Source organism: Hirschia maritima DSM 19733 (assembly GCF_000378345.1).
Taxonomy (GTDB): Bacteria; Pseudomonadota; Alphaproteobacteria; order Caulobacterales; family Hyphomonadaceae; genus Hirschia; species Hirschia maritima.
Window position 1 is genome coordinate 289,561 of record NZ_KB899545.1, and the last position, 23,877, is coordinate 313,437.

The following is a 23,877-nucleotide window of genomic DNA, read 5'->3' on the forward strand; positions in this document are numbered from 1 at the left end:
ATGCGAGTAGGCTTATATCCAGGAACATTTGATCCGATAACTTATGGACACATGGACATAATTAGTCGAGCTGTGAAACTGGTAGATAAACTTGTTATTGGCGTGGCAATGAATGAAGCGAAAGGACCATTGTTCAGCGTTGAAGAACGTGTGGAAATGGTTTTGCAAGAAACTGCACCTTTCGCAAAAGACGCCGAGATTGAAGCTAAACCTTTCAATAATTTGCTTGTGCATTTTGCGAGTGAAGTTGGTGCAAGCACTATTGTTCGTGGGCTGCGCGCCGTTTCAGATTTTGAATATGAATTTCAAATGGTTGCGATGAACCAAAAGATGGATAGCAGTATCGAAACTGTTTTCCTGATGGCTGACCCGCAACATCAAGCTGTTTCGTCACGACTGGTAAAAGAGATTGCTAAACTGGATGGAAGCATAGATCTTTTCGTCCCAGATGGTGTAAGCAAACGTTTATACTCTAAGTATGGTAAAACGAAGTAGAGCAGGATTAACTGTGATTAAAAATATTGCCCTCGCATTCGCTGCATTCAACATGTGTGCAACAGCGCCTTTAGCTATGGCGCAAACAGTGTTGTCAAAAGAAGCTGTTAAAGCTGATGCTGAAAATTGGCGTGCGGTTGACCCCGAGAATTTGGCTATTTTCGAAACGACAAAGGGCAAAGTATATATCGAGCTTGCCCCAGAAATTGCACCAAACCATGTTGTTCAAATTCGGAAAGTGGTTCGATCAGGACTTTACAGTGGAACTGAATTCCATCGTGTGATTTCCGGTTTTATGGCGCAAGGTGGTGATATAGCTGCGACCCTTGGACGCGAACCTGAGTTTGACAATGTTGACGGCGAGTTCGTATTCCGTCGTGACCCGAAAACCTTGTCTTTGGTTCCTGTAAATGAGGCAGACAAAACGAAACCTGAATATGAGGGTTATTACAAAGGCTTCCCGATTAAGACACGTCAGGATGAATTGTCGAACTATTCTGAAGATAATAGAGTTGAGAGTTGGATGCCTCACTGTGCAGGTGTTGTGTCCATGGCGCGTACAAATGATCCAAATAGTGCGAAAGATCAGTTCTTTCTAATGAGAGATGAGTCATCGTTTCTGGACAAAAAATACACCTCTTGGGGCCGCATGCTTAAAGGTTTGGATGTTGCCAAATCTTTGACTGTTGGTGAACCACCCGAGCGTCCTGACATTTTGGTTTCAGCTGTCATGGCAGCCGACTTAGGCGCAAATGAACGACCTGAAGCATGGGTTATGCGAAACGACGGCGAGAAATTTGGCTTGTTTTTGGATGGTTTAGGACGAGATAGAGATATTTGCGACCTACCGCAGACGCCATCACTAGTATTCGAAAATGAAAATGTAGAAGGATAATTTTATGAGCGACTCACAAAACACGCTCGTGTTCACGCTTGCTGAAGGTGATGTGAAGATCAATCTTCGTCCTGACTTGGCACCAAATCACGTTGCACGTATCAAGGAATTGGTAAGTGAAGGCTTTTATGACGGGCTAACTTTCCACCGCGTTATCGATGGTTTCGTGGCGCAAGGTGGTTGTCCTGAAGGTTCCGGAATGGGTGGTAGTGGTCAGAAGATCAATGCTGAATTCAACTCAGGTAAGCACGTGCGTGGAGCTTGTTCTATGGCGCGTGCGCAGGACCCAAATTCAGCGGATAGTCAATTTTACATTTGCCTTGATGATGTGTCTTACCTTGATGGCCAATATACTGTTTGGGGTGAAGTCACAGAAGGTATGGAAGCGGTAGACGCGTTGCCAAAAGGTGAGCCACCTCGTGAGCCTGGTAAAATTATCAAAGCCGTTCTCGCATAAATTCTCTGCAATAGATCAAATTTGAAGGCTGCTCCGTTTTTGGGGGCAGCCTTTTTTATTGCGGTTTGGTTTTTCTATATTCAATTGTCGGCTGCAGCTTGGGTACGAAAGGTTTAGGTGCGGCGGGTGGGGCACACCGTAGCGCAAAGCCAATGCCTTTTAGATAACTACGTCTTTGCAAGCCTCTCTCATAGGCAAGCCGTATCTTCTTTTCATGATTACTCGCGCCAGTTGCGCGTCTAACAATACTTCGGAATGGAATGATATCCGTTGTAAAGCCTCTCATCGTGTCTAGCGTGTATTCTGCAGCTTCTTCTCCTGCTTCTTGAGAAAGCGGGGTATCATCATCAGAAGCTAGGGATTCATCATGGTCCGGACCGAGGATTGTATTCAGTCTTTGAACTTCGTCGGAAATCAGCGCGCAAGACTGAATTGGGGTTTGGTATGGTGATTCCATTTCCAACAGCATTTGAGGAATTTGTTGGCGTCTAATGTTTAAATCAGTCAAAGGCTGAAGAGTCGCGTCCTCGAAACCTGCGCCTGTTTGGGAAACGGCGATGTCAATTCCTTGGCTAAAAGGTTTTTGTGTTGCTGTGTTTTCGTTAGAGCTTGCACAAGCTTGAAGCGCAATTGAACAGATCAACACACTGAATAATATAGGGTTATTTGGATTTGCGGTCATCATCTACCGATGTCTTTTGGTTGCTAAAAGGTTAAGCGATTTAGACGAATTTTTAGTATAGAAAAAAATACGTAGAAAGCACAAATTTCTTATTGACGTGACCAACTTAGATACATATGTTGCGGCCTCTCACTTGAGAGCCCGTAGCTCAGTTGGTAGAGCGGTTGACTTTTAATCAATAGGTCACAGGTTCGATCCCTGTCGGGCTCACCATTTCCTCCAGAGGGATTGCTTTTTGCTTTCCCTCTGGAAGGAAAATATAAAAATCTCCAAAATCAATAAGTTATCAAGCTAAGTTTGTGTGCCACATTAAATTGTAACACACGCCTATAGCATTTTTTTGTTCCCACATCCTCGAATTTAGTCTAAAAGATATATCATTATGTTTTGAGGATGATATGCAAGGAAAAACGCTTTTAGATAAATTGTGGGATTACCATCGCGTGGCTGATGCTGGGGATGGATATGATCTGTTAGCGATAGACAGGCTTTTACTCCATGAAAGAACCGGAGGAGTAGCGCTGAAATCTCTCGCTGAGAGAGGACTGCCTGTTAAAGCTCCTGACCGTGTTTTTGCCCTGATGGACCACATCGTATCTTTTCGTGAAGGCCGAGGCAGGGATGAGGCTAGGAGCCCTGGTGGTGAGGTTTTTATAACTCAAACACGAGAAATGGCTCAAAAAGAACAGATCCACTTAATCGACACTGACAGTCCCATGCAGGGAATTGTACACGTTGTTGCTCCGGAAAAAGGGATAGCGTTGCCTGGTTTGTCTATGGTCTGTCCAGATAGCCATACATGTAGTCTAGGTGCGTTAGGAGCACTGGCGTGGGGCGTTGGCTCTAGTGAAGCAGAACATGTCATGGCAACTGGCGCTATTCGCGTCAAAAAACCGGACCAAATGCAAATAGTCGTAAACGGAGAACTCCAGCATGGAGTTTCTGCAAAAGATTTGGCTCTGCATCTCATCGCGAAACATGGTGCGAGCGGCGGAAAGCGGTGTGCAATAGAGTTTAGTGGAACAACTATAGATGCATTGTCCGTGGAAGAACGACTTACCCTATGTAACCTAGCTGTCGAGTTTGCGGCTTTCACGGCGATAATTGCACCAGATAAAAAGACATTGGATTTTGTGCGAGACAGTGAGTTTGGTCCGCAAAAAAACAATATAGAAAAAGCCGAATCGATGTGGCTTTCATTGTGTTCTGATGATCACGCTCAGTTTGATGAAATCATTGAAATCGATGCATCACAGATAAAGCCACAAATCAGTTGGGGAACGAGCCCCGAAGAGACGATTGGTGTGGATGACGTCATCCCAGATACAGCGTCCTTAAAGTCGCTTACCTATATGGGGCTACAAGTAGGAGAAAAAATCCAAGGCAAAAATATAGGTGGAGCATTCATCGGTTCTTGTACTAATGGTCGCTTGTCAGATTTGATTTCGGCGTCTGAAATTTTGAGAGGTCAAAAAGTTGCTGCCGGCGTGAAGGCTGTGTGTGTTCCGGGCTCGAAAACTGTGAAACATGAAGCTGAGAAGCTTGGGCTGGACCAAATCTTCAAACAAGCCGGGTTTGAATGGGGAGAGCCTGGGTGTGCAATGTGTTTTTATGCTGGCGGGGAGACCTTTCCACCTGAAGCACGAGTTGTGTCTTCGACAAATCGCAATTTTGAGGGCCGTCAGGGGCCGGGTGTGAGAACTCATCTGGCTGCACCATCTGTTGTGGCAGCATCGGCAATCGCAGGGGCTATATGCTCGCCGAGTGAACTTAAAAATTTTAAATGCGAGCAATGAAATGAAGAAAACTTTTAGTCGGCATTCAGGTGTTGCTGCTCCCTTATTGATAGATAACATTGACACCGATCAAATAATTCCATCACGCGAAATGAAGACCGTTAGTAAAGAAGGTCTTGGCGAGGGACTTTTTGCTGGGTGGAGATATACTGAAGTAGGAGGGCGTGAGCCTAATCAGGAGTTTGTTTTAAACCAAAATTCGAAAATAGATTCGACCATATTGATTGCCGGATCGAATTTTGGGTGTGGCTCTTCGCGAGAGCATGCTGTTTGGGCGTTATCAGAATACGGCATAAGAGTAATTCTGGCCGTTTCCTTCGGGGAGATATTTCACGCCAATTGCTTACGCAATGGAATTCTCGCTGTTAGCTTAAGTCAGGACAATATCGATGCATTAGCCAACGCATCGAACGAAGGTGAAATTACTGTTGACCTTGTTGAGCAGACTGTATCGGCGGCAAGTATAAAAGATTGGAAATGCGATTTTGAAATAGGTGCATATCCAAAGAAAATGCTGATGGAAGGGCTTTGTCCAATTGAGATGACTCTCACTAATGAAAAAGCAATAGATGCTTTTCTTCAAGTAGATAAAGAAACTCGCCCTTGGGTATACACAGTCTGAAGTCGAAATTTGATATGAAAAGAGTTTGAACCAGCAGTTTATTCTGCTGGTTCTTCTTTGTTTGCGGTGTCAATTAATCCGCTAGATTTCAAAGAATTGATTTGCTCCGGGGCTAAACCGAGGGATGCTAGGATTTCATCTGAATGTTCGCCGACCTCAGGTGGGTTTTGGAATAGCTCAGGGCGCTCATCATTAATTGCTATTGGCAGAGCAGGTAGAGCTATTTCTCCACCATCCGGGATGGTCATGTCCAATAAACCGCCGCTCTCTTTCAGGTGTTCATCCTCAAACAAGTCTTCTGGTTTCATTATTGGAGCAAAAGGTAAGCCTGTGGTTTCCAATTTTTCCATAAGCTGTTTCTTAGTATAACTGCTGAAGAGTTCACGAAGTTTAGGAATGATTTCGTCGCGTCTAGCTACGCGATTATTGTTTGCAGCTAGTTCTTCATCTGACGCCCAGTCGGTAAGGTTGAAAGCATCACAAAACAGTTTCCACTGACTATCTGAGACAACACCCACAAATACTTTTTCGTCGTTTTTAACGTCAAAAACATCATAGACTGCCCAAGCAGAGATACGTGCAGGCATTGGAGCTGCGGGCTTTCCGGTTACGGCATATTGTGCCATGTGCTGCCCCACTAAGAATACAGTGGTTTCATACAATGAAGCCGAAACGTGTTTACCTTTGCCGGTTGAGTGTCGTTCATTCAGGGCCGCAAGCACACCAATTGCTCCAAACATTCCCCCAGTCACATCGATCACAGATGAGCCAGCTCTTAGCGGACGACCAGGAGGACCTGTCATGTATGCAAGTCCCCCCATCATCTGAGCGACTTCATCTAAGGCAGTACGGTGAGAATAGGGCCCATTTAAAAAGCCTTTTTCAGAACAATAGATAAGCCGTGGGTTGAGTTTGGATAAGTCTTCATACCCAAACCCTAATTTATCCAATGCGCCTGGTCTGAAATTCTCAATGAACACATCTGCTTTTTCGATCAATTGGAGAGCGATTTTTTTGCCTTCTTCCGATTTAAGATCAATCGCTAGGCTTTTCTTGTTTCTGTTGTACATTGAAAAGTAGCCAGAACCGGATCCTCGTAAACGGCGTGTTTTATCGCCTCCTACAGGTTCTACTTTTATAACTTCTGCACCAAGGTCAGCTAGCATGAGGCCGGCAGCAGGTCCCATGACCATATGCGTGAATTCTACAACTTTTAAGCCTGATAGGAGAGATGCTGAATTTGTCACGGTTTTTCTCCCTAATAAAACCTTTCATACGAGGTTTTGATTGTTTCTTCTGATTTAATTGATATATCATTTGAAGAAAAGGTCACTCCCTAAGAGCAAAAAAGGATAATAAAAATGTCAGTTTCAGAGGTGTTGATTAGTGAAGTTGGTCCAAGAGATGGGCTTCAGAATTGTAAATCTATAATGCCTACTGATTTGAAAAAGCAATGGATTTCAGAGTTAAGTCGTGCGGGAATCAAGGAAATAGAAGTCGGTTCTTTTGTATCTCCAAAACTTTTACCGCAAATGGCCGATACTGGTGAAATTACCCGGCATTCTAAGACAATTGATGGATTGGAAGTCGCCGTTTTGGTGCCAAATTTAAAGGGAGCTCAACTCGCGATTGAGTCGGGGGCAGACAAAATTACCCTTCCCTTGTCTGTCAGTGAAACACATTCGATTCGCAATATCAGACGTACTCACGATCAAGTAATTGAAGAGGCGGAAGCCATATCTGAATTGATCAAAAGTTTACCTGAAAATGATCGGCCTCACTTTGAAGGTTCTCTTTCAACTGCATTTGGTTGCACTCTTGAGGGGGCAATAGATGAAAGGGTAATATTGAGTTGCGCCGAGCGTCTTATGGGCGCTGGATGTGACGAGGTTGGGGTGTCAGATACAACAGGTTATGGTGATCCTGTTTCTATCAAAAAGCTGATCAAGGCAGTTCAAGGAGTTATTGGCGAGAAAAACCTAACAGGCGTGCATTTACACAATACGCGTGGACTGGGGTTGGCAAACGCTCTGGCAGCTTACGATATTGGAATTAAAACTTTTGATTCTTCGCTTGGCGGATTGGGTGGATGCCCAACAGCACCAGGAGCGAGCGGCAACATTGTGACTGAGGATCTCGTGTTCATGTTTGAATCGATGGGCGTAGACACCGGAATTGACATGGATGCTCTTATGAAGACGCGGGAATTGTTGTCGCAAGGACTTCCTGATGAGCCATTGTATGGTTTTACGCCATTGGCGGGATTGCCTTTAGGTTTCAAGTCTTAAACAATTGTGTGATTGAATAGGGAATGAGGAACACGTGAACCTAACTGCACTGATCACTCTTCTAATATATGCATTAATTATAGTTGGTGTTGGGTATTGGGCTGCTCGAAAATCGAAATCGGAAGAAGCGTTTTTACTTGGTAACCGTGAATTGGGGCCGATTGTTGCTGGCTTGGCTTATGCTGCTTCAAGCTCAAGTGCTTGGGTTTTGTTAGGGTTTTCTGGATTTGTATACGCAGTCGGTATATCTGCCTTGTGGATGGTTCCAGGAATACTGATCGGGTATGCTGCTGTATGGTTGTTTGCTGGTCCCGTATTGAGGAAGGCTAGTACTCAAAATGGTAATCTAACATTGACTGATTTTTTGTTGGAAGGTTCAGGGCGGAGAACAGGACAAGCAATTCGTGCGGCTGCTTCTCTAATGATTGCGTTCTGTTTTGCTTACTATGTAGCATCCCAATTTCAGGGGGCCGGAATAGCTTTGGATGGCTTGTTTGGTACTGGTCTCACGGGTGGAGTATTAATCGGCGCAATCGTTATTCTTGCTTATACGTTCTTTGGGGGATTTCTGGCGGTATCGATTATAAATACCTTGCAAGGAATGCTTATAGCGGTGGTTGCAGTGGTATTGCCATTGCTCGCATTCTTAGCTGTTGGAGGGCTTGATGGGCTGTTATTGGCTGCCGGTCAGCAAGGAAGCGCTGAATATCATTCTACATTCTTCGATATTTCTGGAGGAAGGACGGGGTGGCTTGCGACCGGTTTTATCGTGGGGCTCTTTGCGACCGGCTTTGGCGCATTGGGACAGCCTCATTTAACGGCTTGGATAATGGCCATAAAGGACGCTAAATCGCGCGTAATAGGAGCTGGCGTTGCGCTTGTGTGGGGGCTGGCAGTTTACACTGGAATGGCAATTTTAGGAATTGCTGCTCGAGTAATTATCGGACCAGATGTGGCGGCGGAGAGTGTGTTTTTTCAATTGTCTGAGCTTTTGTTGCCTAGTATTTTGTCCGGAATTGTTATCGCCGCAACGCTGTCTGCAATTATGTCTACGGTTGATAGTTTGCTTCTGGTGTCCGGTGCTGCGTTGGGGCATGACCTTGGTGTATTTAGAAAGCTAAATATAAATAGTGTTCTGGGATACCGTTTAGGAATTTTGTTGGTATGCATTGCGGCAGCCGTAGTGACTGTGAGCTTTCCTGCAACTATTTTCGACCGTACGTTATTTGCTTGGATCGCATTGGGGGCATCATTTGGACCTACTGTGGTCGTTAGAGCAATGGGATTGAAACCAGCTGGCCTAGCAGTTTTGCTTTCCATTGTGTTGGGCTTTACTTTTTCGTTGTTGTTTGAGTTTGTGCTCGATGCGGGGCCCGGGGGAGTTTGGTCAAGAATCATCCCTTGGTTATTTGCGCTGCTGCCGTTTTTACTAATTAAAGAATTGAAGAAGCATTCTTAGAAAGAGTTAAATTGGGGCTTGCCGATTATCGATAAATATGTCTAATCTCTAAATGGTATATCATTTTTTCGGGAGAGGATCATGAATTCAATTATTCGTTCGGCCTTAGTCACTGCATCAATTGCGGCTATGTCCGCTTGCGCAAGTATTGGCGTGGCAAAAGAACCAGCACAGCTTAATCCAGACAATGCAGCTGATACACTGCAGATTGTTCGTAAAATATATTGTTCAACTGAAGACAATACTCCGATTGTCTATTCTTGGAATGGAAAAGCGTTGAGCCGTAAGCAAGGTGAAAAAGATGTTCATCTTTTCGATGTTGAGGGAATGAATATCCGTCAATGTGGAGAAATAGAAAAAGAAGACGGGACTAAAGGTTTTCATCTCGTTTCCAGAGAGATCTTGCTTTATTTAGATAAAGACACTGGGGAAGTTCTAAAAACTTGGGATAACCCTTGGACGGATGAAACAGTTGAAGTGATGCATGTTGCCAATGATCCAGTTAACTTCAAAATGTATGAAGTGGGTCGAGGTGGAAAGCCCGCTAAATGGCAAGGTGAAATGCATGGAAATTTCTGGTGGCAGCGCAACACTGTTCCGCTTTGGTATCCTAGTCCGCTGGCTAGCAAGTATGAAAAAGAAATTGGCGGAACCTATCATTCCACTGAACTTTTCAATTTCTTTGGTAATGTCGACGAATTGCTAGATCCTTCTACAACTGGCGTTGAAGCAACTGTTGGTTGGTCTCGCTTTTCTGATTGGCTTCCATGGATGAACATGAATGGACGCGAAGGGATGCTTTATATGCATACCGCAGGTTCAAAGCTCGCCAGTTATGATGACCTTTCAGAAACGATGAAAACAGAAATTGCTCAGAGTTACCCAGAATACAGTGCTCCGCCTCCAGTGGGTGATGATCGTAAAAATATGACAAGTTGGGAATACTATGACCAAGTTTCGGAAGGGCATATTGAGTTGCCAAAACGATAGCGAAATTGATTCTTAAGATTCAAGTTTTAAGGCCGATGAAGAAATTCATCGGCCTTTTTTTGTAGGTATTTCAATTTGCGTGTTGTTAACCGTTTCAACGACCAAATTAGTTATACCTTTTGAAAGAGTATACCATAAAGCGAATTTTTTACCAATTTTGTTAATATTTCCGGACTATTTGGTAATTGTTTTGTCCGATACGGATAAATTCTTACAAAAAGGTGTGTGACATTTGGGTCGCTATACACCTTCAAACTATCAAAATTACCCATAAGGGGGGCTTGCAATGCCAAAACTTTTCGTCAGAGTAAAAGATATACCAAATGATCTGATAGCTGATCGAGAGGTTTCCTCTGTTCAGACTGCAGGCGAAAAAACAATAGGGATTATTGCGGAGTTGGATCCGACTATCGGAGACACTCCAGTTAGGCTCGGAGGAGGACAGAGAATGAAAAAGAAAATTCTTTTGACGACAGCTGCAGCAGTTGCAGCGTTTTCACACACACAACCAATTTTTGCTCAGGAAGTGGCGCAAACAGCTGCCGAGGAAGAAAAATCGGTTCAATCTACAATTGTTGTTACTGGGCGTAAGAGAGAAGAGACTCTTTTGGAGGCCCCAATTTCAGTGTCCGCGTTTGATGCCGAAGCGTTGAATGCTGTTGGTGCAACAAGTGCACAAGACATTGCAGATCTAACACCAGGTCTTCAAATTTCAGGAGATTTTGGACGTACAGGAGAACGTCCTGTTATTCGTGGTATAGCCAACCTCCGATCTGAAACTCCACAACCCGTTGGTCTATTTGTGGACGGTGTCTACGTACGGACTGGGATTATTTCGTCTATTTTGGACAACGTGGAAAGAGTGGAAGTACTCAAAGGGCCTCAAGGGGCGCTTTATGGCCGTTCAACATATGGTGGAGTGATAAATTACATTACTAAGAAGCCTTCGGATGAATTTGAGGGCGTTCTTAAGGCAACTTATGCGGAACATGATGAGGTTGAGTTCTCCGGTAATGTTTCAGGGCCTTTGTTTCCAGGTGTAAACGGTCTTATCGGCGGTCGTTATTATGAATACGGTGGTGAATACGAAAATACTGCTGCTCTATCTCAAGGGGCACGTGACATCGGTTCACAAAAAACGACTGCTTTCTATGGTGCTCTAAACATAGCTCCAGAGAGCACATCTGCATTTGACGCAAATATCCGTGCATATTATTCTGAGGACGAAGATGGTCAATTCGCTGGTCAGTTGTTTGACTCAACAAATAACAACTCAGCTCGAGCTGGCGGAACTGCTTGTCCAAATGTATTGGCTACGCGTTCATACTATTGTGGTGTTGTAGAGGTTCCAGATTCAGTTGCAATTTCAACAGCTGTTGGTGCTGGTGAGGTTGTAAATCCGACATCGTTCTTTGCTCCTGTTACAGCGGCTTGGGATTTTAGTGCCGGATTGAACAATGAAACAACTCGGATTTGGGGTGATGCATCGTACGACATTACCGACAGCCTAACTTTATCTTACATGGGTGGATTCACGAAGTCTGAGTCACACAACATCGTAAACCAATCTTATTCAGAGGTGATAGCCGGTTATTCCTTTGGTCCTGCGCGTGCTTCGGCATGGGTAACCGACAGTCAAGGTGAGCGTGAATATTGGTCTCATGAATTGCGCCTTAATGGTGAGATCGGCGATAACATTGATTGGATCGCAGGTGTGTTTGCTTATGATGAAGAGCAAACGGGAATTGACCGAAACATTCTTGAAACAGCTTATGACTTCAGTGGAGGAAGAAGCAATCAAGAAGTTGCGGCTTATGGATCAATTGATTTCAGTGTGACGGATAATTTCGGAATTGGTTTCGAAGGTCGCTATTACAGTGAAGATGTTGGTGCTGATCTGTCATCAGATGGTGAAACAGGTGACGACTTAACTGAGACATTTGATGGTTTCACTTGGCGTGCAACAGCTGACTACACGTTCAACAATGGTGCTCTACTGTACGGTAGTGTTTCTACAGGTAACAAATCTGGTGGGTTTAACACAGCAATTAACCCGAATGATCCTGAAGAAGCTCCTTTCTTGAGCTTTGATGAAGAGAAAGTGACTCAATACGAAGTCGGTTTCAAATCAGAGTTATTTGATGGTCGCGGTAGCGTTACTGCAGCGGTCTATGCGATTGATCTTGTTGATCAACAATTAAGTCAGGTCGTTATTCTTCGCGAAGGGCAACCAAACCAGGTTCAAACAACAGTTGTTCTGAATGTTGGTGAAACTGAAATTCGTGGATTTGAGGGTGACTTTAATTTCAATGTGACCGATCAGTTGAAAATTGGTGCGGCGGTTTCATTGTCTGACAATGAATTCAAGAAAGGCTCGGACCCAACGCAAGCTACGATTATTGATAATGGAGTAACTGATCCAGCAGACCCGAACTATGGTTCTTTGGTAGGGTTCTCAGTTCCGCGCGTATCTAAAAATTCCGGTACAGTCATGGCTAACTATGAGTTCATGGATACTGGCGAGTGGACGGGTAATCTTCGTGTGGATGGAGTGTATGCATCCAGCCGTTACGCACAGGTTCATAACCTTCAAGAAACTGGTGAAAGTTTCAAGACCAATTTGAGACTTACTCTGGCTCATGAAAACTCAGGTACAGACATTGTGTTCTGGGGGCGTAACATCGGAGATGATGACACAGCTGGTAACGTGTTCCGTTATGTTGACCCGAATGATTTCAGATTCTTTGCGAGATCATATGTGTCCTTCTTGCCGCGCGGTCGTCAGTTGGGTGTAACTGTCCGGAAGTCGTTCTAATTTTTGCGATTTATAAAATTGAAAGAGACGAACCGTGTGTTCGTCTCTTTTTTTTATGTGTAAATTTCATACATAAGCCAAAAGCAATTTCACACTCCGTTATGCGAATAGGAATTAATAACATAAATGTGTGTGATATTTTAGCTACAATGCACGTCAAAACTATCAAAACTTTCCACAAAGGGGGCTTGCAAAGTTATAACTTTTTGTCAGAGTAAAAGATATACCAAATGATCTGATAGCTGATCAAGAAGTTTCCTCTGTTCAGACTTCAGACGAAAATACAATGGGGATTATTGCGGAGTTGGAACCGACTATCGGAGACACTTCAATTAGGCTCGGAGGAGGATAGAGAATGAAGAAGAAATTTCTTTTAACGACAGCGGCAGCAGTAGCTGCATTGTCGAATACGCAACCAATTTTTGCCCAAGAGGCGGCAGCACCGGCGGCGGCTGAAGAAGAAAAATCAATACAATCATCGATTGTGGTAACTGCACGTAAAAAAGAAGAATTGTTGTTGGACGCTCCTATTGCGATTTCGGCGTTTTCAGAAGAAGCAATTGATGCAGCTGGATATGTAGATATCGTCGACATTTCCAAAGCTACACCTGGTCTATTTGTGGAGCCATTCAGTGACTCTCTTGCGCGGGTAAACACGACACCACGTTTTCGTGGGATTTTCTTCACCAGCGGTAGCCCACTTCAGCAGACAGCGACTGTTTTCTTAGACGGCGTTTATATGTCTAGTGGTGCGTCTACGATTGGGATCAACGAACTTGCAAGAGTTGAGGTCATCAAAGGTCCTCAATCAGCTTTGTTTGGCCGTAATACTTTTGCCGGTGCAATCAATTATGTATCAAAAGACCCAAGTGACTACTTTAAGGGGGAGGTTGATCTAACTGTTGCATCTAAGAATGAACAGAGTATCGCTGTCGGATTTGAGGGACCAATTACAGATATGTTGTCATATCGGGTAGGTGGCTCATACGATTCAAAAGAGGGACACTACGACAACGTAGGGAACCCTGGACAAAAACTTGGTGATGAATCTCAGTGGAACATCAATGGTACTTTGTTATTTGAACCAACAGATGACTTAAGAATTAAAGTACGCGGTTCATATCAAGAAATCGATGATGGTCCAGCAGCTGTTGTAAGTCACTTTGGTACACTTCAGCACAATTTTGGTGGTTTTGCTATTGATCCTGTATCAGGTGCAGTAAACCAAGCCGATTCACAATCACCAGCATTTGGTAGTCGAACAGAATCAGTTTTTGCTGGAACAATTACTGTTCCTCCAGCTGACCGCATTGGTGTAAATTCAACTTTTGAAAACCTAGAGACATTTAGAAACGCAATATTAGCTGACGGTCGATATGCTACAACTGACGCTATAAACGATTTTGAATATAATCCGTTTAACACAAATGACTTCGGATTGAACTTAGATTCTACTCGTATTGCTGCAAACCTTTCTTGGGATATTACTGATACGATTACATTAGATGTTCAAGGTGGTTACAACGAAGAATCAAATGGTTTCTGGTGGGATTTCGATGCCAGCCCAGACCATTCATTCATGTCATTCAGTGCGCGTGACATTGAAGACTATTCTGCAGAAGCGCGTTTGTCCGGGCTATCACTTAACGATAAGTTGAGTTGGTCTGTTGGAGCGAGCATTACTGATATTGATATTACCAGCATTGGTGGTACTGCTAGTTTCTTCGGTCCTACGATCTTGTTCTCAGATATCTTTAGATCAGACCCGTTTCATGGTGGAGCAACAACAACAGGTTATTTCGCGTCTTTAGATTATGAGATAACAGATGATTGGTCAGTAACTGTTGAAGGCCGTTTCCAAGAAGATGAAATTCGTGATGACGATGTGAATGCAAGTCTAACGACTCCTATTTCACCATCCACAATTGAAAGTTTCTTGCCACGCCTTACAGTGCGTTGGGAGCCAAGTGATTCAACTACTCTCTATGCTACATATAGTGAAGGTAACTTACCTGGTGGATTCAATGCTGAAGTTGCTGAGCTTGATGCTGCACAGATAGCAGACTTGAATTCTAAAGTAAGTGGCGTGGGCGTAACGTTTGACGAGGAAACTCTTAAAAACCACGAGCTTGGATGGAAGCAGGAAATGTTTGATGGCCGCGTGGCTTTCAACACAGCTGCGTTCTACATGAAACGTGAAGATGAGATCTTCTCAGCATTTGAGTTGGTCATCGACACTACGCCTGGAGCTCCAAACCCATTTAGAACTGTGTCATTTACAAACAATGGTGCATCAACTGAAATTTATGGTGTTGAAATTGACGGTAGAGCATCGATAACTGACAATCTGACCTTTGAAGGTTCTTTCGCATATATCGATGCTGAGATTGCTTCCTTCCCAGAAGGAACGAGTTCAGGTGATTTCAACGATATCTTTGGTGAAGCTGCAAATGTTGCTGGTCAACAAGCACCGCGTTTCCCACCTATGTCAGCTTCTGCTGCATTGAGTTATGAGCGAGATGTGTCAGGTTTTGGACCGTTTGATTCTATGTTTGCACGTGGTGACGTATTCTATACGGATGGTTTCTACAGCAGTAATGCGAATGTAGCTGAAACTGATACAGCAACTGATGTGAACATTCGCGGAGGACTGCGCAATGATAACTTCGGTGTAGAGCTGTTCGTAACGAACTTGTTTGAAGAAGATGTACCAGCTTCTGTTCAAAACTTCGCTGATACTTCATTTGGAACAAGGTTGCAGCCGGGTGGATTCTTTAACTTTAGTCGTGAAGGAAACCGTCTTGGTCTAAGAGACAAGCGTCAGATCGGGGTTCGTCTAAACCTCACATTCTAAATTTATGAAGTTATGATTTGTAACCATATATTCATTTAGTATTTGAGAGAGGCGGTATGATTTCGTCTCTCTCTTTTTTTTGGGAAAAAAATTCGATATGAAATTAGATCGATTTATTGCTTTAGGATTATTTGTTGGTGCTTGTTCCACTGCACCAATAATGGCTGATGAAGCTGAGGAAACGGTAGAAGCTCCGGGGTGGTTGAAAAAGGATTTTCAGGAGTTTTCTACTCTACTTGCCGGTCGATGGGATAATGAACGTCATCGTTTTTTTGCTGAAGCAGCGGGTGTTGAAGGTGAGACTTTAGCACCTCATGTCCATATAGAAATCACTGCAGGCGAAGAAACAAAAAATGAAGAGATCTATGCATTTTCTTCTGTAGATCAGAAATCTGAAACACCGAATACAGCTTTGTCTCATGCAATTAGAATCTCTGAAGACAAAATGTCGATTACGCATTCAATTTCAAATTCTGAAACTGAAGGAGGTGGGTGTGTCATCAATTGGAGCCGCCGCGGCGATCAATTTGAAGGTAAAGGAACGGGTGCAAACTGTTCTGAGTATTTTGGTCAAAGTAAAGAGATAAAAAATGCAATCATTTCAACAACTCTTTCCGACTCGGAGTTTTGGGTTTCAACACAAGTAAACAATACAAATGTTGAAACTCGCATGCGAAAAGCGCGACCTTTTGAATGTTGGGCTGCAGTATTACGTGGTGTCGAACACGGTGACAGCGGTAAAGGAATAAATGATTGGTATTTCAAACGCGGCGTGAAAATACATGATCAGGGCGGTGTAGCCGAACTGGAAACCGACGAAAATCCTGCTCGAACAATTCGACTTCGCTTACGTGATGTTGATTGGACCTATGGAAACAATCGTCCTTCGTTGACGCTATACGTTATGGAAGGCGAAGATGATCGCGCTGTGTCATATGCATGGGCCGAGGGTGGTGCAAACCGTATTGGAATTAATCTTCGTTGGATACAATTAAGCTGTACCAACCAAGAAAAATAGACATGGTGTTAGAGGGGAAGTTCAGTTGTATTTTTAATACATTCCATTGCGAATGTTGCGCTGACATCTGAGATTTCCATATCGGCGATAATCTGTTTGTAAACACGGTCGTAATCAGCGACCGTGTTTACAACTATTTTCAATAGATAATCGACTTCGCCTGCCATGCGATAAAATTCTACGACTTCCGGAATGTTTTTTGTCTTTTCCGTGAATCGTTCAAGCCATTCCGAAGAATGGTTATTTGTTTTGATTGATACGATAACGGTTTGTCCCAACCCAACAGATTCAGGATCAACGATAGCAACACGGCCGCTAATGATTCCCGTTTCTTCCAAGTGTTTCACACGTCGCCAACACGTATTTACTGACACATCAACTTTTGAAGCAATATTCTCCAAAGATAGAGTCGCATCTCTTTGAATTAATCTCAGTATTTGTTTGTCGGTTGCGTCAATCATATCATTTTTTCGTATTTTATCGAATTTTATCACCAAATAAAAAGTATAACTATTGTTTTGTTGAAATGCAATTTGAAAGGAGATGATTCATAATGTCAGCGGGAGATTTTTTATGGCTGATACTATTTCTTTAGAATCCAGATTGGATTTAAATTCTCGTTTTGACAGTTTGTCCAATCTCATAGGGCGGACACCTCTTTTGGCAGTGCATGTGCGCTGGAAGGGAGAAGAACGAGTGGTTTATGCTAAGGCTGAACATTATAGTTTAACTGGGTCGATTAAAGACCGTATGGCATATAATATTCTAAAGTGTGCTAGCGCTTCTGGTGAATTGAAACCGGGTGATATGATCGCGGAAGCTACAAGTGGCAACGCTGGTATTTCAATGGCCGCATTGGGGCGGGCTCTAGGCCATAAAGTTTGTATTTTTATGCCTGATTGGATGAGCAATGAACGGAAAGCTCTACTTAAATCAATCGGTGCAGACCTGCATCTCGTCAGCAAGGAAGAGGGCGGGTTTCTAGGTTCTATTGCTGCAACTGAAAAATTAGCTGCGGAACGTGACGATGTTTTCTTGCCGTGTCAGTTTAGTAACCGCGATAATTGTGGCGCACATGAAGTAGAAACTGGCCAAGAATTATTGAAACAATTGTCGTCTATTGGGAAGTCACCAGATGGTTTTGTAGCTGGCGTAGGAACAGGTGGCACAATAATGGGAGTTGGACGCGCGTTACGAGAAGCAAATGCGAAAGTTTCAATTCATCCGTTAGAGCCGTCTGAATCGCCAACTCTGACAACTGGCTACAAAGTTGGTGCACACAGAATTCAAGGAATCTCCGATGAATTCATACCTTCGATCGTAGAATTGGACAAAGTCGATGACGTAATTGCTGTTAGCGACGGTGATTCAATTATTATGGCTCAAAAACTGGCATCTCAACTTGGCTTGGCCGTGGGTATATCATCTGGTGCCAACCTGCTGGGTGCTCTTAAGGTACAAGACAAGTTAGGCTCGAACGCAATCGTCGCAACAGTTTTTGCTGACGACAATAAGAAATACCTTTCTACAGACTTGGGTCGCGAAGAATCGGTAAAGCCAGAATATATTGCCCCGAATGTAGAGTTGTTGGGATTTGAAGCTATTCAATGTCCAGCTTAGCTGGACATTAGATCCATAACTTCAAACGCAGCACGATCTCCTGATTCCATCGCGCCTTCCATGCCTGTGTGGAGGTGCGATGTGTGTTCACCAGCAAAGTGTAATCGACCTGCAGGGGTCGCCATGTTTTCTGCAATTTTGGCGGCTTGGTTTGGTGACCAGTGCATATAAGCTCCACCGCTCAATGGTTGGTTCTTATCCCATCTAATAACTTTAGAGGCTGTAGTTTTTGCACCTCTTAGATCCAACATAGTTTTCTCGGCGAGATCTTTCCATTCTTGATCGCTAACGTTGGGCTTTGTGCCAGTTCCATTAATCCAACACGTAAGAGAGACTGTTTCTCCATTTGCGTTGCGAACAGGAAAAACTCGTTCGATAGGTGTATCCGTCCACATCGTCGTCGGAAGACCATCATTCTTCCAGAATTCATTTTCTACGGTAAGATGCACTTGCTGTATTTGTGTGTATGGTAGTGAATTAATGCCTTCACGTGTTGCTTCATGAAGTGGGGCGTTGATTTTTACTTTTTTCATGACTGGAAACGGCAATGTCGATATCACGAATGAGCCTCGAATAGTGCCTTGGTTGGTGTGAACATCAACTCCATTCAGGTCGACGTCTATCCCTTGAACCATTGTGTTGGTTTTTATCGTCCCATCATCTAAACTTTTTGCCATGGCTTCTGGTAGGCGTTGGGCTCCGCCTTCAATTTCATTCGAGCTGCCTCCTTGGAACGACTGGCTGAATATTACTAATGAACGCCAGACATTCAGCATGCTGTAAGTGTCTAGTGAGTTTGCATTTAAGGCAATATCAATCTGCTTCAAGCTTTGCTCATCGAATCCCGATTGTTCAAGAAATGATTTGGCAGAAAGGTCGCTCTGAGCCGCTAATTCGCGCCATGCGTATTCATCTTCAAGTGGGTTTTTTTGAGATGCAGCTACAAAAAGTGCGCTGTCAGGTGTAAATCTCTTTAATGCATCTGGAAAAGTGTTGTGCGGTGATGCCGCCCAATCCGAAGCATTTAAAAGATCGCCGTTGATCGCTAGCGTTTTGTCTCTTGAACCACCAGGGGCAGGCGGAACAATGTTTAAACCAAGATCATCTGCTGTGGACAATATTCTCGCATATGTACTGCCAACCTGTTGGCCTCCAGCTTCTGGACGTCCGGGGACATCATCAAGAGTATACATTCGACCACCGATGCGATTGCTGCCCTCCAGAACAAGAACTTTGGCTCCCTCACTTGCCAAAAGGCGTGCGGCGTTCAACCCTGCTAATCCGGCACCGAGAATGATAACATCCGCATGGAGTGACTTCTTTTGAGCAGGAGCGCAAGACAATGTTGCAAGTGTACTACCAGCGATCAAAAATTGGCGTTTCGTCAACATGTTTGCTTGACCTCTCTCGACATACCGATGAAATGATATACCATTAGACCTCATAATAGACAGTCCGCCAAGGGCAAACGTAATTTTTGGGAGGAAGTTTTGGGTTTTAAAGCAGAATTTAGTGAAGGATGGCCAGTTTTGACCGCGGCTGCTGTCGGTGTCGGATTGGGTCTGTCCCCACTACCGTTTTATACCATTGGAGTATTTATTCCTCCTTTAATGCAGGAATTTGCTCCATTGGGGTGGTCGGTAGGCGATATTTTAAACGCACTTGCAATATATACATTTGGAGCATTTGCTGCAGCACCCATAATTGGTCTTCTTGCTGAAAAATTTGGAGCTCGTAAAGTTGCTCTGATCTCAATTGTAACTTTCAGCCTCTCCATGATGGCGCTTTCCTTAAATACAGGAAACAAAGCGTTGTATATTTTCCTGTGGCTTATGCTAGCGTTTACAGGTGCGGGAACCTTACCCATCACCTTCACAAGGCCAGTCGCAAATTGGTTTGTGAAGAACAGGGGAATTGCGTTGGGAATTGCGTTAATTGCAACAGGGATGTTTGGTGCTTTAGCCAAGTTTTTCGCGCAATTCATTGTTTCCAATGAGGCATTTCATTTTGTTGGTGGTTCAGGTTGGCGGTCAGCTTATGTTTTAATTGGACTTTTGCCTCTTTCTATTGCGCTTCCTATGTCTTGGCTGAGTTTGCGGGATGTGAATGATGAATCAGCCAAAGATGCAAACATTTCAAACTTCAAATATCCAATTCTAGGTGTGTCTTTAGTGGGAACATTAGGGCTGATATGGATTGTTGTTCAGCAAGTGTCACCATTGGTAGAAGCAAATGGGCTTCGCCTAGAATATTTTATGGCATACTTTTTCTGTGCGGTAATTCTAATACCTGTAGGATTGATGCTTTGCTTGGATATTAAAAAGGCACCTCCCGAAGCATCCGCTAACCAGTCGATGAAAATTGAAGGATTGTCTTTAATGGAAGCGATGAAGGGCTGGCGTTTCTGGTTGTTGGCTGCTTGTTTCGTTCCAATTTCATATTCTGTAGGGGCTATTATTCCTAATATTGAGCGTGTCCTGACTCACAATGGAATAGGTATGGATGAAGCAGTGGGGCTTGCCACTCTAACAGGACTTGCGGTTCTAAGTGGAAGAATTATCGGTGGTTACCTTATCGATCGGTTCTGGGCACCAGGCGTAGCTTTTGCTTTCTTGGCGTCTCCTGCTTTTGCTCTATGGTTGTTGGCGCAGCCAGGTGTTGATGCAAACACTGCAACCATTGCCATCTTGATGATTGGTTTTGGTGCTGGTGTTGAATATGATTTCATGGCTTTCATGATTTCAAAGTATTTTGGGATGAAAAGTTATTCTGCAATTTACGGTGCGATCTATGGTTTCTTCGCACTTGGCGCGGGATTAGGCCCATCAATCATGACCGATATCGCTGATGGTCGCGGTGTTCATTTCCTTGGGCTGGACCTCGGTATTTTACCGGGTAAAGATTGGGCTTATACCCTAACATCAGCTGCGATCATTTTGTTTGTTGCAACGGTACCATTGCTCTTCCTAGGAAAATACCAGTTTGATCATGAGAAGAAGGACAAAACGGATTCTGAATCGGCTGATTAGTCCTAGTCGTTTGTAGTCGCAGCATGAGCGACTACAAAACTTTTGAATTGTTGGATTTTTTCGGGCTAAGCGTCAAGCTTGGCCCGTATAAGTGAGGCAACACCTGTAGGGTCTGACATTAGAAAATTATGAGACCATTGCGGAGTTTCTACTACTTCTCCATTTTTGAGAAGTTTTGCGACTCTCGGTGTGCAGAAATGTAGGTCGTCATTGGGATTTAGAACTGTAATTCTCTGTTGAATTTGAGAGACGCGTTCATTGAATTCTTTATCATAGGCAAAGGCTATAGTGTGACCCCACTCATATGCTTCACCTGCCATCATTGTCATGTAGAAAGAGCGTTCCATCATTTCGAGGGTTAAACCTTCTGAATCTGCTTTTCGTTCCACAATTCGTGCCCAATTTGTGTGAAACCTTGTGCCTTTTTCATCCAGTGGAATTGGAGTAAACAAATTCTCAAATGATGCACGCTCTTCTGCTGTCAATATTGCAGCTGATACCATTGCGATAGCGTGTACTTTTTCTGGGCGCATGGTGGTCATTTCTACAGCCACTTTGCCCCCAGTATGATTGCCGAACAAATCGATTGTTTTGTGGCCTAATTCATCTACTACTTGCCACCCAGCTTGGGCATACGCTTCAATGCTTATGTCTTCTTCTCGGTCAGGACCATCCGACATTCCGTATTTTGGGTAATCGAACGCAATCACTTCACGATCAGTTGAAGCTGCTTCCATAAAGCCTTCAAACTCAAGAGAAGACTTGGGGCTTTGATGTAAACAATAGAGAGGAGGGGCGCTAGTCGGTTGCTTGGGTCTGGCAATGCGAACGTGTATTTGTCCAAATGACCCATCTACATATTCGCGTCGAATGCGCCCCATGATTATATCCTCTTATTTTATTCTGCGGCCACTGTTATGACTGCTTTTCCTTTGTTTTGACCGTTCATAAGACGCTCAAAAAGGATAGGTGCGTTTTCCAACCCATCCATGCGATCTTCTACGATTTTCAGTTTGCCCTCGCGGATCCATGGAGCAGCTTCCGCTATGTATTCATTCCATCTTTCGTAGAAATCATACACAACCAATCCATGTAATTTGGCTCTCTTGCCGATCACCATTCCAATATTCATAGCGTGCTGGCTTTGAGTTTTGGTTTGGTAGGCATCCACCAATCCGCACAAAACACCGCGTGCGTATAGGTTGGCATGTCCAAGAGCTATCATCGCCATTTCAGCTGATACATTTTCAAAAAACACTGATAGTCCTTCAGGCAAAGCTTCACCTAAATCGTCTCGCCAACCATCTTTTTTGTAATCAACACATTTATCAAAACCGTATTCGTTCTCGACGAGGGCACATTTCTCAGGGCCTCCTGCGATTCCGACAACGCGTTTGGCACCTTTGATTCTTGCGATCTGGCCAACTGTCCCGCCTACGGGGCCAGCAGCGGCATCAACGAGTACGGTGTCACCGTCGCCAACATTAGCGAGTTGTGTAATACCTGCCCAGCCAGTTAGGCCAGGCATGCCTAGAACACCGGCATGTGCCGAAAGTGGCGCGATTGAGGGATCAATTTTTCTGATGTGCTGTGCGTCGATGGCGGCGTATTCTAACCATCCACCTTCCATGGAATGCACCCAATCGCCTTCACCAACATCTGGCATTGTTGATTGAACAACTTGCCCGACAATCCCCCCTGTAATTGGATCTTTCATAGGAGTTGGGGCGTTGTGGCCCATGTGTCTGTCTCTAAGTGTTGAGCCAACATAAGGGTCCAGCGATAAGTGCACGACTCGAACAACAACTCCATTAGAGGGACATTGTGGCATCGGCACTTCAATGACGGCAAAGTCATTGGCGCATGGTTTGTGATCTATGGCAGACTTTAAAGTAACAAGTTTCATTTTGATTAGCCTTCGATCATTTCCACTAATGTGCCATCAGGACCGATCATAGTTCCTGCTCTTTTTCCTTTATAGATAGGACCATCGCGCACAACTGGTTCTGTAATCCATGGACCAGGAAGTGAGTCGAATTCCGGGTGCCACATTGAACCGATGGCAACTCCAGGAGGCAGCATGCCTTCGTGGTTTTCTCTTTGTGTAGCTGCTTCAGGGTATTGATCTATTTCAAGGAATACATCACGGCCGTGGATCATTGTTGAGATACGGTGCAATTCATCCATATCGGTGCCATATGCACCCGCCAGCATGGTGTACACGATTTCCATGTCACGGCCCATTTCCACACCAGCGTGTTTGGCGAGCCAAGCATTTCCTTCATCCATATCGCTACAACCCATCACAAGAATGAAAAGTTTATCGATCAAAGTTGAAGCGCGAGGAAGGTCGAAAGCCGGCAGGTCTGATCTAATCTGCGTAAGATATACAATTTCTTCGTCAGGGCCGCGTACTTGCATCGGGTAAATAGCTGGTAGGCCATCGATTTCACGAGGTGGGCCGATGATTTCAAATGGACTGTTCTCCATTCTTTCATTAGCGGCCAGAACATCAGTCACGCAAATTTCGATTGCATTCCAACCATAAGTGCGTAGCGCTTTAAAGCTATCAACAGCCGGTTGTTCGATAAAACGAATATAAATTTCAGCCCCGGAACTCGGCTGCATGATTGCATACGGTTGACCAGCTGAATTAGGCGCAGACCAGCTGGCTGCAAGATTTGAATCCACTAAACCTTCTTCAACGATAGAGTAATCAAAAAATTCAGCATAAAGTGATGTTGATCTTTTGATATCTGCAACGGTTAGTGTCGCGGCACGTAATAGTTTCATTGCAATAATATCCTTTTCAAATCTTTCGAAATAGCGTTTCCTATTAAAAGATATACCATTTAGT

At 44.0% G+C, this 23,877-nt stretch carries 20 protein-coding genes and 1 tRNA gene; 14 read left to right on the plus strand and 7 right to left on the minus strand.

Annotated elements, in window-relative coordinates; all coding sequences use genetic code 11:
• Genes coaD through F551_RS0106795 form a run of 3 tightly spaced genes read left to right on the plus strand, consistent with a single transcriptional unit; the run spans nucleotide 1 to nucleotide 1,847 of the window.
• Nucleotides 1–495 carry a pantetheine-phosphate adenylyltransferase gene (coaD, locus tag F551_RS0106785; protein WP_018996741.1) on the plus strand — a complete coding sequence of 165 codons (495 nt, stop codon included), beginning with the start codon at nucleotides 1–3 and terminating at the stop codon, nucleotides 493–495.
• Between the two features lie 13 nt (nucleotides 496–508).
• Nucleotides 509–1,390: a peptidylprolyl isomerase gene (locus F551_RS0106790; protein WP_155825825.1), complete on the plus strand. Its 882-nt coding sequence runs from the start codon at nucleotides 509–511 to the stop codon at nucleotides 1,388–1,390.
• Nucleotides 1,391–1,394: 4 nt separating this feature from the next.
• Nucleotides 1,395–1,847, plus strand: coding sequence for a peptidylprolyl isomerase (locus tag F551_RS0106795; RefSeq protein WP_018996743.1), 453 nt, complete (start codon nucleotides 1,395–1,397; stop codon nucleotides 1,845–1,847).
• A 55-nt stretch (nucleotides 1,848–1,902) separates the two neighbouring features.
• On the opposite strand, the gene F551_RS0106800 is transcribed toward F551_RS0106795, so the two are convergent.
• Nucleotides 1,903–2,532: a hypothetical protein gene (locus tag F551_RS0106800; RefSeq protein ID WP_018996744.1), complete on the minus strand. Its 630-nt coding sequence runs from the start codon at nucleotides 2,530–2,532 to the stop codon at nucleotides 1,903–1,905.
• Between the two features lie 134 nt (nucleotides 2,533–2,666).
• Here F551_RS0106800 and F551_RS0106805 point away from each other — a divergent pair.
• The 3 genes from F551_RS0106805 to leuD all read left to right on the plus strand — a co-directional run bounded on the left by F551_RS0106805 (nucleotide 2,667) and on the right by leuD (nucleotide 4,947).
• Nucleotides 2,667–2,742: transfer RNA gene (locus F551_RS0106805), tRNA-Lys, on the plus strand.
• Nucleotides 2,743–2,927: 185 nt separating this feature from the next.
• Nucleotides 2,928–4,325, plus strand: a complete 1,398-nt coding sequence (locus F551_RS0106810) for a 3-isopropylmalate dehydratase large subunit (RefSeq protein ID WP_018996745.1) — start codon at nucleotides 2,928–2,930, stop codon at nucleotides 4,323–4,325.
• A 1-nt stretch (nucleotide 4,326) separates the two neighbouring features.
• Nucleotides 4,327–4,947: a 3-isopropylmalate dehydratase small subunit gene (gene leuD / locus F551_RS0106815; RefSeq protein WP_018996746.1), complete on the plus strand. Its 621-nt coding sequence runs from the start codon at nucleotides 4,327–4,329 to the stop codon at nucleotides 4,945–4,947.
• A 38-nt stretch (nucleotides 4,948–4,985) separates the two neighbouring features.
• On the opposite strand, the gene F551_RS0106820 is transcribed toward leuD, so the two are convergent.
• Entirely contained in the window at nucleotides 4,986–6,194 is a 1,209-nt protein-coding gene (locus tag F551_RS0106820; RefSeq protein ID WP_018996747.1) for a CaiB/BaiF CoA transferase family protein, read from the minus strand.
• Between the two features lie 114 nt (nucleotides 6,195–6,308).
• Between F551_RS0106820 and F551_RS0106825 the strand changes: the two genes are divergently transcribed.
• The 6 genes from F551_RS0106825 (at nucleotide 6,309) to F551_RS0106850 (ending at nucleotide 16,371) form a co-directional block, all read left to right on the plus strand.
• The gene (locus F551_RS0106825) at nucleotides 6,309–7,235 is read left to right on the plus strand and encodes a hydroxymethylglutaryl-CoA lyase (protein ID WP_018996748.1); all 927 of its coding nucleotides are present in this window, start codon (nucleotides 6,309–6,311) and stop codon (nucleotides 7,233–7,235) included.
• A 34-nt stretch (nucleotides 7,236–7,269) separates the two neighbouring features.
• Complete coding sequence (locus F551_RS16385; protein WP_018996749.1) at nucleotides 7,270–8,694, plus strand: sodium/proline symporter; 1,425 nt, start codon at nucleotides 7,270–7,272, stop codon at nucleotides 8,692–8,694.
• 81 nt (nucleotides 8,695–8,775) lie between these two features.
• The gene (locus tag F551_RS16390; RefSeq protein ID WP_018996750.1) at nucleotides 8,776–9,684 is read left to right on the plus strand and encodes a DUF1838 family protein; all 909 of its coding nucleotides are present in this window, start codon (nucleotides 8,776–8,778) and stop codon (nucleotides 9,682–9,684) included.
• A 286-nt stretch (nucleotides 9,685–9,970) separates the two neighbouring features.
• Nucleotides 9,971–12,499 (plus strand): TonB-dependent receptor, encoded by a 2,529-nt coding sequence (locus F551_RS0106840; RefSeq protein WP_018996751.1) that lies wholly within the window; start codon nucleotides 9,971–9,973, stop codon nucleotides 12,497–12,499.
• A gap of 355 nt (nucleotides 12,500–12,854) precedes the next feature.
• The gene (locus tag F551_RS0106845) at nucleotides 12,855–15,353 is read left to right on the plus strand and encodes a TonB-dependent receptor (RefSeq protein ID WP_018996752.1); all 2,499 of its coding nucleotides are present in this window, start codon (nucleotides 12,855–12,857) and stop codon (nucleotides 15,351–15,353) included.
• 97 nt (nucleotides 15,354–15,450) lie between these two features.
• Nucleotides 15,451–16,371, plus strand: coding sequence for a hypothetical protein (locus tag F551_RS0106850; protein WP_018996753.1), 921 nt, complete (start codon nucleotides 15,451–15,453; stop codon nucleotides 16,369–16,371).
• A gap of 8 nt (nucleotides 16,372–16,379) precedes the next feature.
• Here the strand turns inward: F551_RS0106850 and F551_RS0106855 are convergent, their stop codons facing one another.
• Nucleotides 16,380–16,829: an Lrp/AsnC family transcriptional regulator gene (locus F551_RS0106855; protein WP_026296698.1), complete on the minus strand. Its 450-nt coding sequence runs from the start codon at nucleotides 16,827–16,829 to the stop codon at nucleotides 16,380–16,382.
• A gap of 115 nt (nucleotides 16,830–16,944) precedes the next feature.
• Between F551_RS0106855 and F551_RS0106860 the strand changes: the two genes are divergently transcribed.
• On the plus strand, nucleotides 16,945–17,991 hold the full coding sequence (locus F551_RS0106860; protein WP_018996755.1) for a PLP-dependent cysteine synthase family protein: 1,047 nt from the start codon (nucleotides 16,945–16,947) through the stop codon (nucleotides 17,989–17,991).
• Here F551_RS0106860 and F551_RS0106865 read toward each other — a convergent pair.
• The gene (locus F551_RS0106865; protein ID WP_018996756.1) at nucleotides 17,988–19,382 is read right to left on the minus strand and encodes a flavin monoamine oxidase family protein; all 1,395 of its coding nucleotides are present in this window, start codon (nucleotides 19,380–19,382) and stop codon (nucleotides 17,988–17,990) included. The two genes, F551_RS0106860 and F551_RS0106865, sit on opposite strands and share 4 nt — an antisense overlap.
• A 99-nt stretch (nucleotides 19,383–19,481) precedes the next feature.
• Between F551_RS0106865 and F551_RS0106870 the strand changes: the two genes are divergently transcribed.
• A complete protein-coding gene (locus F551_RS0106870; protein ID WP_018996757.1) occupies nucleotides 19,482–21,020 on the plus strand; it encodes an MFS transporter in 1,539 nt (512 codons plus the stop codon).
• Between the two features lie 65 nt (nucleotides 21,021–21,085).
• Here the strand turns inward: F551_RS0106870 and F551_RS0106875 are convergent, their stop codons facing one another.
• From F551_RS0106875 to F551_RS0106885, 3 genes are read right to left on the minus strand one after another with little or no spacing between them, the layout of a single operon-like run.
• On the minus strand, nucleotides 21,086–21,901 hold the full coding sequence (locus F551_RS0106875) for an alpha/beta fold hydrolase (RefSeq protein WP_018996758.1): 816 nt from the start codon (nucleotides 21,899–21,901) through the stop codon (nucleotides 21,086–21,088).
• A 17-nt stretch (nucleotides 21,902–21,918) separates the two neighbouring features.
• Complete coding sequence (locus F551_RS0106880; RefSeq protein ID WP_018996759.1) at nucleotides 21,919–22,926, minus strand: MDR family NADP-dependent oxidoreductase; 1,008 nt, start codon at nucleotides 22,924–22,926, stop codon at nucleotides 21,919–21,921.
• Between the two features lie 5 nt (nucleotides 22,927–22,931).
• Nucleotides 22,932–23,813 (minus strand): glyoxalase/bleomycin resistance/dioxygenase family protein, encoded by an 882-nt coding sequence (locus F551_RS0106885; protein WP_018996760.1) that lies wholly within the window; start codon nucleotides 23,811–23,813, stop codon nucleotides 22,932–22,934.
• Nucleotides 23,814–23,877 lie beyond the last annotated feature (64 nt).